8 protein-coding genes are annotated in these 14,910 nt (G+C 57.3%); 3 read left to right on the top strand and 5 right to left on the bottom strand.

Going from position 1 to position 14,910, the window contains the following annotated elements:
• Positions 1–182 precede the first annotated feature (182 nt).
• Genes WHS88_10570 through ribH form a run of 3 tightly spaced genes read right to left on the bottom strand, consistent with a single transcriptional unit; the run spans position 183 to position 2,037 of the window.
• A complete protein-coding gene (locus WHS88_10570) occupies positions 183–1,100 on the bottom strand; it encodes an AAA family ATPase (GenBank protein MEJ5260619.1) in 918 nt (305 codons plus the stop codon).
• The gene (gene nusB / locus WHS88_10575) at positions 1,087–1,521 is read right to left on the bottom strand and encodes a transcription antitermination factor NusB (GenBank protein ID MEJ5260620.1); all 435 of its coding nucleotides are present in this window, start codon (positions 1,519–1,521) and stop codon (positions 1,087–1,089) included. Before nusB ends, WHS88_10570 begins: the two co-directional genes overlap by 14 nt.
• Before the next feature lie 51 nt (positions 1,522–1,572).
• Positions 1,573–2,037, bottom strand: a complete 465-nt coding sequence (ribH, locus tag WHS88_10580) for a 6,7-dimethyl-8-ribityllumazine synthase (GenBank protein MEJ5260621.1) — start codon at positions 2,035–2,037, stop codon at positions 1,573–1,575.
• 305 nt (positions 2,038–2,342) lie between these two features.
• Between ribH and WHS88_10585 the strand changes: the two genes are divergently transcribed.
• Positions 2,343–3,764: a tetratricopeptide repeat protein gene (locus WHS88_10585; GenBank protein ID MEJ5260622.1), complete on the top strand. Its 1,422-nt coding sequence runs from the start codon at positions 2,343–2,345 to the stop codon at positions 3,762–3,764.
• 112 nt (positions 3,765–3,876) lie between these two features.
• Here WHS88_10585 and WHS88_10590 read toward each other — a convergent pair whose 3' ends face one another.
• Entirely contained in the window at positions 3,877–5,523 is a 1,647-nt protein-coding gene (locus tag WHS88_10590) for a HAMP domain-containing sensor histidine kinase (GenBank protein ID MEJ5260623.1), read from the bottom strand.
• 3 nt (positions 5,524–5,526) lie between these two features.
• Positions 5,527–7,341 carry an aspartate--tRNA ligase gene (gene aspS / locus WHS88_10595; protein MEJ5260624.1) on the bottom strand — a complete coding sequence of 605 codons (1,815 nt, stop codon included), beginning with the start codon at positions 7,339–7,341 and terminating at the stop codon, positions 5,527–5,529.
• A 371-nt stretch (positions 7,342–7,712) separates the two neighbouring features.
• Between aspS and WHS88_10600 the strand changes: the two genes are divergently transcribed.
• Both WHS88_10600 and WHS88_10605 read left to right on the top strand, forming a co-directional pair.
• Complete coding sequence (locus WHS88_10600) at positions 7,713–9,635, top strand: ShlB/FhaC/HecB family hemolysin secretion/activation protein (GenBank protein ID MEJ5260625.1); 1,923 nt, start codon at positions 7,713–7,715, stop codon at positions 9,633–9,635.
• A 67-nt stretch (positions 9,636–9,702) separates the two neighbouring features.
• Positions 9,703–14,814 carry a filamentous hemagglutinin N-terminal domain-containing protein gene (locus WHS88_10605; protein MEJ5260626.1) on the top strand — a complete coding sequence of 1,704 codons (5,112 nt, stop codon included), beginning with the start codon at positions 9,703–9,705 and terminating at the stop codon, positions 14,812–14,814.
• Positions 14,815–14,910: the final 96 nt, after the last annotated feature.

Below are 14,910 nucleotides of genomic sequence, written 5' to 3' on the forward strand. Positions count from 1 at the left end.
GTCTGTCATGCAGCGGATCCTCTTTGGGGGGATACGATGTTCCATGGCCATCCCACAAGAAAGCAAAAAAAAGATTGACAGAACTCAACCGTCTTTCATAATGGAAAAAAGAAAATCTGCGAATCGTTTTGGATTCTTTTTCAGAAGACCGCTTTTCCTCTCATCCACAAAGCGGTCTTTTTTTACGTCCTGTCGGGTGCGGTTTCCGCCGCATCGGTTCGTTCACACACCGCTGTTTTATCCTGCTGAGTCGAGACAGGCGATTCCGAAGGGCTGATTTCTCCGAAAAGGTACTGAGCAACGGCCCGATAGTCGTCGGCCCCATGACAGGATGGTTCATATTCGAAGATGGTTTTGCCGTAACTGGGGGCCTCCGCGAGCTTGATGTTGCGGCGAATCTGAACAGGCACCACAGATGCTCCGGACCAGGGCGTTCGGTTCTGCCGAGCGGATTCGAGAAACCGCTCGATGTCATTCTTGACCTCCGCGGACAGACTGGTTCGGCTGTCATACATGCACATCAGAATCGCCTTGACCCGAAGGGCCGGATTGATTCGCTGATTGACCAGCCGAATCGTCTGAAGAAGTCGGCCGAATCCCTGCAGGGCCAGAAAATGCGGCTGGATGGGAATCAGTACTTCCTCCGCCGCCGCCAGGGCATTGAGCGTCAGCAGCCCCAGCGACGGGGGACAATCGATGAAAACATAATCAAACTGCTCGCGAAGCGGCTCGAGGGCGTTACGGAGAATCGTTTCCCGTCCGACCTCATTGACCAGCTCCGTTTCAGCTCCGACTAAATCAATCCCGGAACTGAGCAGCCAGAGATTAGGGCGGCTTTGAATCAGGGCTTCCTGAACACTCCGTGTGCCGGTCAGAACCGAATAGGAACCGGAGGGAGAGGTCTCGGCATCGGCCCCCAGATGAATCGTCAGGTGGGCCTGCGGGTCCAGGTCAATCACGAGTGTACGTTTGGCGGACTGAGCCAGGACCGCCGAGAGATTAGCGACCGTCGTCGTCTTGCCGACGCCGCCTTTCTGGTTCAGGACCGCCAGAATCCGGCAGGATGAAGAGGGACGGAGGGGGGCTTCAGGGCTGGACATGGCTGACCGTTCCTGATTCTTTCTTGCGACGGTACACGGCATCAAGTACCCCATTGACAAAACGGGGAGACTGGACGCCGCCGTATTTTTTGGCCAGTTCAATGGCCTCGTTGATGGCGACTTTTTCAGGGATATCCGGACAGAACAGCAGCTGATAAACCCCCAGGCGGAGGATGCTTCGGTCCACCATGGACAGCCGGTTCACGTTCCATTTTTCAGCCGAGGCGGCGATTTCCTCATCGCAGCGGCGCCAATGTTCCCAGGCCCCCCGCGTCCACTGTTCGGCCAAGTGCACAACAAGCTCGTCATCGCTGTTTTCCCGGAAAAAACGAGCCAGCAGAGGCAGGACCTGCTCGCCCTGCACATCCAGCTGGCAAATGGCCTGTATCGCTAATTCCCTGGCTCTGCTTCTGCGATCCACCGCTCATCCCTGAAAAAAATGTGAAAAGAACATTCTGATTTCCACGGCCTTTTAAAGGCGGCTGAGGAGGTCGGCCATCTCCATTGCCGCCATGGCGGCAGCAGCGCCGGCATTGCCCTGCTTGGTGCCCGCCCGTTCGATGGCCTGCTCGAGCGTCTCACAGGTGAGCACCCCGAAGATAGCCGGCGTTTTGCACTCAAAATTGATTTGCCCGACACCCCGGCTGATTTGCTGACAGACGAGGTCATAATGGGTGGTTTGTCCGCGGATAACGGCCCCCAGGCAGATGACGGCAGCGTATTTTCCGCTGTCGGCCAACCGGCGGGCCACCGGAGTAATTTCGACGGTCCCGGGAACCCAGACAACCGTTATCTGTTCATCTTTGGCTCCATGACGCTGCAGGCAGTCAATCGCCCCGCCGAGCAGACGGGAGGTAATGAATTCATTGAATCGGCTGACCACAATCGCATACTGGCCGCTGCCGGCTGTTAACTGACCTTTGATTTCCTGAATCATATGCTCTGCTCCCAACCCAAAGACTTCACCCTTTGTTTCCTGCGGTCTCCTGAAGCCGATTTTTTATCGGACGCCTTTTTGCACAAACCAGAACGGACCTGAAAAAAATCCGGACCGTGCTGTTTCTTAACTTATGCGATTATAAGGGCTTATCCGGAGTAAGGCCAGAAAAAAGTTTTTGCAATCCTCAAAAACGCCCTTGTCAGAAACCAACCCGCCGTTTGAGCCGATACAGAAACGGCAGACAGCCCGCCGCCGGGCAGCTGCGATGAGAAGAACAGCAAGGCCTTCAGGAGAAAGCACTTATGATAAATGAAAACTCGTTTCGCGACCCGGATGAGCACCCGTGGGACCAGGCCGACGTGATTGCCTGCGAGGCCTTTGAACTGTATGAAAAAGGGCAGATGCAGGAGGCCCTCGAAAAGCTCACAGAGGCCATCGAAATGAATCCGTCTTACGGGGCCTGGTATTTTAACAAAGGCCTGACGCTGGATGCACTGGAGCGGTATGAGGAGGCGATTGAGTGCTACCTTCGGGCGATTGAACTGTGCGGGGAGGATGTAGAGATTCTCAACTCCCTGGCGGTCGATTATACACGAACCTGCCAATATGACCTGGCGCTGGAGATTTTTGAAAAAATCGAGGAGATGGACCCGGGGTATGAGCCCTGCTACTGCAACCGGATTATTACCTATACAGAACTGGAACGATATGACAAGGCAGAGGAGATGTTTTATCTGGCTCAGCAGATTGAGCCGGATTGTCCCATCTGCTTTTACAATATCGGCAATGCCCTGTTCAGCCAGGGACGCTATGAGCGGGCGATTTGGTGCTGGCAGCGAACCGCCCATCTGGATGGGAATCATCCGCAGATTTATTATCGGATTGCCCAGGCGTGCTGGGCGGCCGGACGCCGGGAGGAGGCCCGTGAGTATTTTTTGAAGGAAATCCGCCGGGAGCCGGGGAATCTGGAGGTGATTCTGGACTTCGGGATTTTCCTGCTCCAGCAGGGGGATATCGAAGCGGCCAAAGAAAAATTCAATCGGCTGCTCGAACTGGAACCGGAGTATGCGCCGGCCTGGTTCTATAAGGGCGAACTGGTCCTGAATCTGGGCCGGCCGGAAGAGGCGATTGAGTATTATCAGCGGGCCCTCGGAGCAGACCGAAAACTGAAAGGCCCCCGTTTTCGTCTGGCTCAGCTTTGTGCAGAAAAAGAACCGGAGAAGGCGATTCAGTACCTGCATCAGGAGATAAGCACGGATTTGGATGAGCCGGATGTCCTGCTGGCAATGGGCTGGCTGAGCGCCCGGCTGGGGCAGCACGAGACGGCCTGCCGGTGTTTTCTGCGGGTGCTGGACCAGGACCGGATTGAACCGCTGGCGTTCTACGGACTGGCCCTGTGTCTGGCGGTGCGGCGGGAATACGATGCGGCCGAGCAGTGCCTCAAGCAGGCCGTGTCGCTCAAGCCCGACCTGCCGGCGTTTCATCTGGCAGGCGCCTGGCTGAGCCTTCAGCAGCAGCAGTGGGAACAGGCCCTCCGGCGGGCGGAACTGGCCCTCGAAATTGAGCCGAAAAATCGGGCCCTGCAGAAATCCTGTCGGCAAATCCGACGCGCAGTGCAGGCGGTAAAATACAGAACGAAAATTAATAATCTACTCTCCAAAGCCCGCCGGCTTGTCCGCTTCAAACACACCCAATCCCTCTGCGCCGGCAAACCGCCCCGATAAGGCCGCACGACCATCCTCCGTCCGAAGGAAACGCTCCTCCTCTCTTCTCTGATGACTGATAACTGACGACTGATAACTGACGACTGATAACTGACGACTGATAACTGATTTTTCATCCTCCCCCCTGACCGCCGGAGTCCGCTCCTTTCGGCAGGGCAATCGGGATCGTCAGCGAAAAGACTGAGCCCTTCCCCACTTCGCTTTCCACCTCCACCGTACCGGCCAACAGTTCCGCCAGCTGTTTGCAGATGGCCAGCCCCAGCCCTGTGCCCGGCTCTTTTCGGGTCAGGGAGCCGTCCAGCTGGCGAAACTTCTCAAAGATATGCTCCTGCTGGTCCTTCGGAATGCCCGGCCCGGTATCGGCAACCGAAATACGGACGCTTCGTTCATCCGGCCGGCTGACATGAATCTGGATGCGGCCCTCCTCCGGCGTAAACTTAACGGCATTGCTGAGCAGATTGTACAGAATCTGCTGGACCTTGCCCGGGTCCGTCTGAACCAGCGGCAGATTGTCCTCCATCAGAAGCCGAACCTTCAGCCGCTTCTGCTCCGTCAGCGGAGAAAAGAACGCCACCAGCCCCTCGCACAATTCCTTGATACTGGTTTTTTCGATGTGCAGAACCATTTTGCCGGATTCCGCCTTGGCCAAATCGAGCAGGTCATTGATGAGATTCAGCAGCGACCGACCGCTGGTGATGATGTTTTCCGCCCAGCGGCGGCACTTGTCCGGGTCTGAGGCCGGCTTCTCATAAAGCAGCTGCGCAAAGCCCAAAATGGCATTCAGCGGCGTGCGGAACTCATGCGACATATTCGCCAAAAACTCACTCTTGAGTTTGTTGGCCTTGTACAGCTCGATGTTCTTTTCCGACAGCTCGGCAATCTTGGCGTCCAGCTGCCGATTGGCTTCCTGCAGTTTCTGCTGCGACTGAAGCAGATTGTCCAGCATATGATTGAAGGCATCCGAAAGCCGTTCAAATTCATCACCGGTGCGGATGGCGCTGCGAATCTCCAGATTTCCCTCGGCAATATTGTTCACCAGTCCGCGCAGCTGCCGCACAGGGCGAAGAATCACCCGCTGGGTAATCATATAAAACGCGATGACCGCACCGGTCCCGGCAATCAGGCCGGCAAAAATCACACACAGCTGATTCATCAGGGCCGTGCGGGCCGTCTCACGGGGCAGCATCCGCACCACCAGCACCCCGATTTGCTGATTGAGGTTAAACGGGGCGGCCGAGCCGTCTTTGGAATGACACTGCAGGCAGGTATCTTTGGCCCGAACGAGCCGAAGATAATGATTGCGGGGCGGGCGGGCATGCTCTTCATACCAGGCGGCGTCCTGCACATGTTCATCCTCCAGCAGCTCCTCCAGCTTCTCCCGCTGCGCAGGGGTCAGGGCTTCCAGGGACTTCCGCTGCTGCTCCGTCTGGTCCAGACGAATCCAGCGAACCACATATTCATTCGGGTCCGCCGGATGGCCCAGCTCCGTCAGAAGCGGCCGTCCCCCCTCCCGCGCGGAGATTTGCTGGAAGTGCCGCTCAAAAATCAGTTCTGTGATGGCCCGCCCGGCATCCAGCACACTTTTCTGAGCGAGCTTTCCCATCCAGAAATAGGGAATGGAAAGAGCCAGGATCAGCGTCAGCAGCATCGCTCCCCCGAACAGCAGCCGGCACTTCTCCGCCAGGGACAGCGAACGAATCCGAACCGACCGGACGGCTTCCGCAGCCGCTCGAGACAGCCATGACCGCAGAGACTTCATTCGTTACTGCATTTCCGCCTGATTCTTGGGCTCCTGATGATGCCGCTGAACGCGAAGATTCAATTCCTGCAGCTGGGCGGGGTCCACATCGCTGGGCGCCCCAGTCAGCAGACACTGGCCCCGCTGGGTTTTCGGAAAGGCAATCACATCCCGAATATTATCCGTACCCGTCAGCAGCATGACCAGCCGGTCCAGACCGAAGGCAATCCCGCCGTGCGGCGGCGCCCCGTACTCGAGGGCCTTCAGGAAAAATCCGAACCGCTCTTCCGCCTGCTGACGCGTGATTTTCAGCAAATCAAACACCTTGGCCTGGACAGCCGGCTGGTGGATACGAATTGAGCCCCCGCCGACCTCCGAACCGTTGACAACCAAATCATAGGCCTGGGAGCGGATATGGGCCGGGTCGGTATCCAGTTTGGGCAAATCCTCCGGAACCGGAGCCGTAAAGGGGTGATGCATCGAATCATACCGCTTTTCCTCCTCATTCCACTCAAACAGAGGAAAATCCACCACCCAGGTAAACCGAAAATCATTCTCTTTAATCAGACCCAGCTCCTTGCCCAGCCGCACTCGAAGCGGCGCCAGGGCCTTGTTGACTATGGCCGGTTTGTCCGCCACCAATAGAATCAAGTCATCCGCTTTAGCCTCAAACCGTCTCAGAATCTCCTGCTGCTGCTCGGGCGTAAAGAACTTCACCAGATTGCTTTTCAGCTCCAGCCCATGTCCCGATTCTGAAGGGGCTACTTTAAACCAAGCCAGTCCTTTGGCCCCCAAATCAGTAACAAAATCCGTCAGGGTTTTTTCAATATCGCTTCGGGAATATTTGCCGCCTCCGGGTGCACAGAGACCCTTGACGATTCCGCCCTTCTGGACGGCATCCGTAAAGACTTTGAACGAACAGGCCGCCGCGATATCACTGATATCCTTCAGTTTCATCTCAAACCGCAAATCCGGCCGGTCGATGCCGTATTCCTCCATTGCCTGCTGGTAGGTCATCCGCGGCACCGGCAGCGGGACCTGAACCCCCAGAATCTCCTGGAAAATGCGGGCAATCAGCCGCTCATTGACCGTCATCACATCGTCCGCGGTCACAAAACTCATTTCGACATCAATCTGGGTAAACTCCGCCTGTCGGTCGGCCCGCGGGTCCTCATCCCGAAAACAGCGGACAATCTGGAAATAGCGTTCACAGCCGGCCACCATCAATATCTGCTTGAACAGCTGCGGCGACTGCGGCAGGGCATAAAACATCCCTTTGCACAGCCGGCTTGGAACCAGAAAATCCCGCGCCCCTTCCGGGGTGCTTTTGCCCAGCATGGGCGTTTCCACTTCCCAGAACCCCTGCTGGTCAAAATAGTCGCGGGCAATCTTGGCTACCCGGTGACGCACCTGCAGCCGCTTCTGCATCGAACGGCGGCGCAGGTCAATATACCGATACGCCAAACGCAGCTCTTCATTGACCTGCTCGGCGTTATCCGGGTCAAACGGCGGGGTCTTGGCGGTATTCAGGACCGTCAGCCGATGAATCACCACTTCAATCTGTCCGGTGTCCAGCTTCGGATTTTCCAGTCCGGCCCCGCGGGCGCGGACCTTGCCTTCGCAGGCAATCACCCATTCACAGCGAAGGGTCCTAGCCAGCTGGTGACTGTCCGCATCGCATTCCGGGTCAAATACAATCTGAACCAGACCGCTGCGGTCCCGCAAATCCACAAAAACGAGATTGCCATGATCGCGGTAGGAATTGACCCAGCCGCAGAGTGCCACTTCCTGACCAATATGCTCCGGCCGGAGCAGACCGCAATGATGTGTTCGTTTCAAATTGCCCACCTTTCCATACTCAACCAATTTGACAGTTCCTGCCGTTTGACAAACTGGGCAGGATAGCCCAAAAAGCCGCTTTCGTCAACGTCCATTCCGCAAATTTAGACCACAGCCCCCTTCCATATATTTGCCCTTTTGTCAAATCCGGCTGAGTTAAAAATCTCTGTATGCCGCCCAGCCGGCTCCTATACAAAATGTTCAGAAACCGTAAGATTTTTTCTTTTATCGGACCTCGCTGATTTTCCCTCCTAACCCCTTAAGATTTATTGATTTACCATTCTTTTTCGTGTAAAATGCAGCCATATACATACGGAGTCTTTATGCAGATTCTACCTCAATGGGGCCAGAAACATTTTAGGGAGAAATCCATGAACCGAGCTGGGAGGCCGAAAGTACACTGCCGCTTTTCTGTTCACAAACTTCAGACAGTCCATATCTCCGGACTGGCCTGCGGATTCCTGATTCTTCTTGCCGGCCTTCTGTCGGCCGCCAAAGAAGAGTTTGCTGAACCCGCCGTCAGCCCTGAACAGGAAATCCTCGAAAAAATTGCCGAACAGGAAAAAAAGACTGAAACCAAAACAACACAGGCCAAAGGAAGAATCTCTCCCGAAGCCCTCGTCGAGTTTCTGCCTGCGGATGACACGCCTCGTTATGCCGTCCGGCAGATTCAGATTCAGGGAAATCGGGTTCTGACAACGACAGAACTTCTCCAAGACATTCCGGTTGTTTTTGACAGCACCGGACGCTATCAGCTTCCTGCGGAGCCGGCTGCCCTCTATGATTTCCGGGACATTCGGCGTCTGATTGCCCAGCCCGGAGAAGCCGGAACCGTCTCGGCGCGGACCATTCAGGGGCTGACCCAATATCTCCTTCAGGTGTATCAGAAGCACAACTACGCGGGTATCTATGTCTATGTCCCCGCAGAGGCCTTCGGCCCGGACGGGGCGATTCGACAGGGAATCCTGCCGATTCAAATTCTCGAGGCCCGGGTTCAGACGGTCAGCCGTCAGTCATTCACGCCGGACCTGCAGCCCGCTTCCCGAACCTATCTGCGCGAAGGCCTGATGGAGGAGTGGTCCCCCGTCAAAAGCGGCACCGTGCTCAATCAGAAAAAACTCAACGACTTTCTTGGGGTGATGAATCTCAATCCGGACCGGTATGTATCCGCCCTGATCAGCAAAGGCACCGAGCCCAATGCACTGTCGGTCCAATACAATGTCTATGAAGCCAACCCCTGGCACTGGTTCCTTCAGGTGGACAATTCCGGAACCGACGACCGCAAATGGGCCCCGCGCATCGGCTTAATTCACACGAATGCTCTCGGGTTTGACGACCGGTTTACCGCCATTTATCAGGCCAAGCCCGAGCGCGGTTTCGAGGACGAATTCTCCGTGTACAGCAGCTACGACTTTCCGCTGCTGACGCCGTTCCTGAGGGCCAGTCTGTTCGGGGCCTACAGCGAATACAACAGCCAGGGCCTGGGTACATTTGATTTTCTGGGTCGCGGATATTTCTACGGCACGCAGCTGCGCTGGCATGCTCTCCAGCACAACGGCTGGTTCTTTGACGTGACCGGCACCCTCATTCAGGAGGAAAGCCGGACCAGTCCGCTGCTTGTGCAGACCTCCGAAGTCCGGATGGACCTGTGGGGCTGGGGCGTCGAACTGTACAAGACCGAAGACCGTGCCGAAACGTTTGTGAGCTTCTCCCAGCTGCAGTCGTTTGAAACGTCCGGCGATTTCCTGACCGTTCGCGGGTCCGGAGCCGCTGATGAGGATTTTGCTGTGTACACGGCCGCTGTACGTCACAGCCGATACCTGGATGCGGGCAAAGTGCACCGGCTCAGCGGGTCGTTCTCCTGGACGGGTTCCGACGGACGGATGGTGCCTTCGCGGATGTCCGCCTTCGGCGGGATGTACACCGTTCGCGGATACGACGAATACGAAGTCATTGCCGACGGCGGTATTCTGGCTTCGCTCCAATACGAATATGACCTTGTTCAGGCCGACCGGGTCCGCAGCGGAAATGACCGCTCCGCCGCGTCTGAGCCCAAACCGTTTCTGCGCAAACTGGCACCGGCGGTGTTTCTGGACTACGGCCAGGCCCGTATCAGAGATGCTTTGCCTTTTGAACAGACGGATACGGAGCTGTGCTCCATCGGCGGCGGACTCATCACCGAGCTGGGAACCCATCTGACCGGCACTGTGTATGCCGGCTATCCGCTGATTGCCACGGAAAACACTCGGGAAGGGAAAGGTCGGCTGCATGCCGGCATTTTGATACGCTGGTAAACCGTCAAAAAAAGATTCGAACGAACCAGAACAATCTTTCAAGAAAAAATAAATTGAGGGGAATACAATGAAAACTTTTGCTCAGTCTCTTTCGGCTCTCACGGTGCGTCAGGCCACTTCTCTTCTGCTGATTGTCTGCACGCTTCATCTGAACATCGCTCAGGTCCGGGCGATGAGCGGAGCGGAGCCGCAGACCGGCAATGTCTCTGTCGGTCCCATCGCCGCCGAGGGCGTAACCACCGTAACGGTCAATGCCGGTGCCGGTCCCGCCAAGGCCGTCATCAACTGGCAGGACCTGAACATCAGCGACAAGCAGACCCTGCAGTTTGTCCGGGACGGCGGAGCATTTGTCGTCCTCAACCGGGATTTGCAGTCGTCGGCCACCCGTATCGACGGCACCATTCTGGGCAATCAGGGACATATCATCATCGTTAATCAGAACGGCGTCGTCTTCGGCCCGACCGCTTCGGTTCAGGCCGCCAAGTTCACCGCCGGTGCGATGACCATCAGCGACCAGGACTTCCTGACTCAGGACACGCTGAAGTTTATCGTCACCGACGGAGCCGTCAAAAACCTCGGCACCATTACCGCCGAGCAGGTGGCCCTGATTGGACGGGAAGTCATCAACCGCGGAATCATCCAGACCCCGGCCGGCGGCTTTGTCCTGCTGGCCTCGGCGGATGAGGTCTATCTGGCCGAGAGTCAATCCAGCCCCGTGCGGGTCCGGCTGGCTTCCGCTCCGGAATCCTCCGCCCTTGTCGTCAATGAAGAGAACGGGAAAATCGAATCTCCGGCCGGCACCATTATTCTGGCCGCCGGCGACCTGTACGTACAGGCCCTTGATGACCTCAAAGGTCTGGGGGCCTCTGTGCAGACTGAAACAGGCCGCGTCGGCCAATTCGGCACGGTCTCGGCGGATGCTCAAGAAGGAAACGGAGGCCGGGTCGCCCTGACGGCGGGGGAAGCGGTCATTCTCGGTTCGGAGAGTGTTACCTCCGCTAACGCCGCCCAAAACGGCGACGGCGGACAGGTGATTGTCTTTTCACCGCAGACCGCTCTGTTCAGCCAGGGTGCTCAAATCCAGGCCAAAGGCGGTTCGGAATCCGGCAGCGGCGGTTTTGCCGAACTGTCCGGCAAAGCTTATACCGAAACGGCCGGCGATGTGGATTTGACGGCCGCCAACGGCCGCAAAGGAACCTTCCTCCTGGACCCCCGAAACATTAAAGTCGTCGCCTCCGGAACCGAAGAAGGCATCTTCTATAATTCCTCCGACATCTGGAAACCGCTGGACAGCGATTCCGGCGACAACCAGTATTCGCGCCTGCCGATTGAAAAACTCGAGCAGTATCTGTCCTACAGCTCGGTCATTCTTGAAACCGATTATTCGAGCCGCTGCGAATCCCAGACCGGATGGGTCTGGTTCGATGCCGGACGGGATGTTCAGAACAGCGCCGATACATCCCTGACCGTCAATGCCAAGAACTGGATTAAACTGGACAGCGGAATCCGCTTTACCGGCTCCGGCGATATTACGTTAAATGCCGACACCGACATTACAGTCAACTCGGCTGTTCAGACCGGCGGCACACTGAACCTGAACGCCGACCGCCATATCACCGTCAACGCCCCTCTGACCGCCGGCGGAAATATGAACCTGATTGCGGATAACAACCACGACGTCAACGGCGATTTGAAAACCTCTGCGGCGGCTCCGCTGACCGCCTCCGGCCATATTGACCTGAAAGGCAATGATATTGATCTGGGTGCGGCCGTGACGGCCGGCGGAAACCTGACTATCACAGGCCGGGATTGTCTGAATCCGGAACCGGTCTGGGGCAACATCCATGCCCGCAGCACCCTGACCGCCGGCGGCAATATTGAAATCTCCGTCACCGGCGAAGAAGAACTCTATCAGTGGGTTCCGACCGGCTACTACTCCGGCTATTATATCACAACAATCCGATACAACCCCGGCACGATTACGCTGGACGGCGACGTGACCGCCGGCGGAAACATCGCCCTGTACAATGACACCTATGCGACCAATGTGACCGGAAACGGCGTGACCCTGCAGGCCGGCGGCGATATCCTGCTGAAAAATGACGGAATCCCCAGCTCGGAAAAAGACAACTGCACCCTGCTGCAGGGCGAACACTATCTGGCCCTGATTGCCGGCGGTCAGATTCAGGCCGAAAACACCCTCATTCAGGTGACCGGCAGCACGCTCAAACTTCAGCAGACGCCGGACCTGAATCTGAAAAACTTCACCTTCGGCAATCAGAACAACACCGATCTGATTGCCAACAGCACAGGCGGCTCCGTCATCATAGTTGATGCCGCCAACGGCGGAAAAAACCAGAATGCCGCCGACCAGTGGAAATCCATCGAATCCACAGCTCAGCAAAACATCACCCTCCAGGGCAGCGGAGATATTCGAACCAAGACGCTGCGGGCCTATGAAGGCAGCATCCAGGTCACGTCCTCCAACGGCGACATTCTCGGCTCGGAAACGATTGCCGCTGACCGCGGGAATATTACCCTCCAGGCCAAAGACGACATCATTCTGGCCAAAGACGTCACCGCCGGCGGCAACATCAAAATGTCCGCCTCCGACTATACCATTTATCTGGGAGGCAACACGACGGCGGCCGGATATGTCTGGCTGACCGCCAATACGCGTCTGAACGGCACCGGCGACCAAAAAATTCAGGCCGGCACCTGGATGCGGGCGGACGGCTCTGTCCGCAAGACAACCGCCGGCGATTTGAATCTGGCCGGCGGCAGCGGAATCTACCTGGCCGACGATGTCAGCACCGTCTGGGGAGACCTGATTTTTGAAAATCCCGTCATCGCCTTTGGACTCGGGCATCAGACGTTTGATGCGGACGGCAGCGGGAAAAAACTGACTGCAAAGGGTTCTATTCAGAAAACAAGAGCCGGCGATTTGACGCTCGACGGCGGCTGGAACGCCGGATATGAGATTGAACTGGGCGGCGACGTGACGGTCAGCAGCGGCAGTCTGTATCTCGGCGAGAACGGCACCTTCCACGACAAAACGCTTGCCGCCGCCGGCAGCAGACTCCAGGCCGCTAAAGGCGATATCCGCGCCGCCAATACCCTGACCGGTCTGGGTGATCTGACGCTTCAGGCGGGGGATGATATTCTGGTTTACGGCGACCTGAACGCCGCCGGACATCTGGCGATGCAGTCGGGCATGGTTGCCGGCCAGGCCTCCGAGATGACGGTCTATGGAAATGTCACCGCCGCCGGTATGAATCTGCGGGCCGGAAACGGGGCACTGGACGGCTACCTTTTGGATACCATTACCATCCACGGCGACACCCAGGCCCTCCGCGGCAGCATCGATATGATTTCCGATGACCATATCCGGCTGGACGGACAGGTCTTTGCCGCCGGTCACATCGGACTGTATGCCAACGCCGACAAATCCAAAGGCGGGCAAATCGGTGATGTTCGGGTCGGCGGCGACCTGACTGCAGGCCGACACATTCAAATCGACGCTGCCGAGAACACGATTTATCTGGGCGGCAGCGCCTATGCGATTGACTATATTCACCTGATGGCCAATACAAAGCTGAACGGCTTCGGCGACCAGGTTCTTCATGCCGGCCGCTACATTCAGGCCGACGGGTACGTCCGCAAATGCACCGCCGGCGACCTCTGGCTGTGGGGACTGGGCTTCAATGAGCTGTTCCGCTCGATCGACCTGCGGCACCAGAACAGCGGGCCGGCCCTGAGCACCCATCAGGGCAATCTGTGGGTCCTCGGCAAACACGATATTCAGATTGCCGGCGACATCACCACCTTCGGGCCGGACGGTTCGGGCTGGACTCCCACGGCCGGCTGCTTCTACGGCGTCTGGCCGACCGGCGGCGTGCTGCTGTACTCGATGACCGGACGTATCTACTCCGGCACTTCGGAGGGGCTGAATGTGAATATTACCGGCAGCTCCGACCACAAAGCCGGATTGGGTGTGGTCAACCCGCTCTACTACTTCAAAAACGGCTCCCAGGTCGAGCAGTTCGACCGGCTGGCGATTGCGGTTATCAGCGAGGAGAACCTTGTTCTCGGCCCCTCCGGCTCTCTGAACGCCTTCGGCAGATACTACAGCGATGTGGATGACCGGGATACCCTTTTCCTGCTCGACAGTCCGGCGGAAATCGGCGGCTATGACCGCAACCCGGGTGTACCTTTTGATGCAGCCGTCTATCTGGCCAGCACGGCCGGCAATGTTCAAATGGATATGAAAACCCGGATTCGCTCTTGCGAAGACGCACCTGTTCTTCCCGTCGCCCTCGCGGATGAAAGCCCTGACGGAATGGTGCCGGTCGAAGAAACCGTGCAGCTTGTGTCCAAAGGTGCGATGGTTATCGACGCCTATGATTCTGTTCTTCCCTTCGGGACAGACTTCAGGATTTCGCTGGCCGGCAACGGCATCACCAGTGATGTCGGCGACCGCCTCGAGGTTGTCTCCCGCATCACCGAATGGCGGGCGGACGCCTATGGTCGTCTGCCGTATGCCGACCCGGCGGAAGGGGAAGGCCCGTTCCCGGCCGGATACAACTATGTCCTCCGCGGAGCCGGTCTGGAAAACCCGGAGATTACGGACGGTCGGGCCTGGGTTTTTGATGAGCCGGAAACGCCGGTGCCTGCCGGCGAAGTCGCTCCGCTCTATCGGCCGGAAGAACCGCGTCTGGGCGGCTGTCCGGTGGAGATGGACGCGGCGGCGGCGGAGCTGGGCATTCATTCCGACCAGCTCCAGGTGGCGATTGCCAACTCGCTGGCCCTGAACCCGACCCTAAACCCCTGCAGTGCCTGTGCTCAGCTGATTGGCGCTGCCAATATCCTCAAGGACAGCGAGCGGATGGCGGCTGTTGCAGCCGTTTTCGAGCAGATTGCCCCGGCGGATATGCCCTTCACGCCTGAAATGGGTGCGGTCATTGCTTCAGCCTTTGCCCAGCAGGCCCAAACCGACACACGGTACGCCTCTGCAATGGAGTTTGTGGATGCGTTTGTTCGGTACGTCACCATCCTCGATCGTCAGCTTCAGGCCCCCATCGGCGACCCGGTGGCCTTCGCCCTGAACCGATACGGCAGCTCGCTGATGAGCCGCAACAGCAACATTGCGGCCTATCTGCTGATGCAGATTCAGCAGTAAACGACCCCACCCTGAATGAAAAAGCCCTTCGGACCAAACCCCGAAGGGCTTTTTTCTTTAACCCCTGATTACCTGTCTTCTTGTATCCCTGTATTC

The sequence above is a fragment of the Anaerohalosphaeraceae bacterium genome (genome assembly GCA_037479115.1).
Lineage (GTDB): Bacteria > Planctomycetota > Phycisphaerae > Sedimentisphaerales > Anaerohalosphaeraceae > JAHDQI01.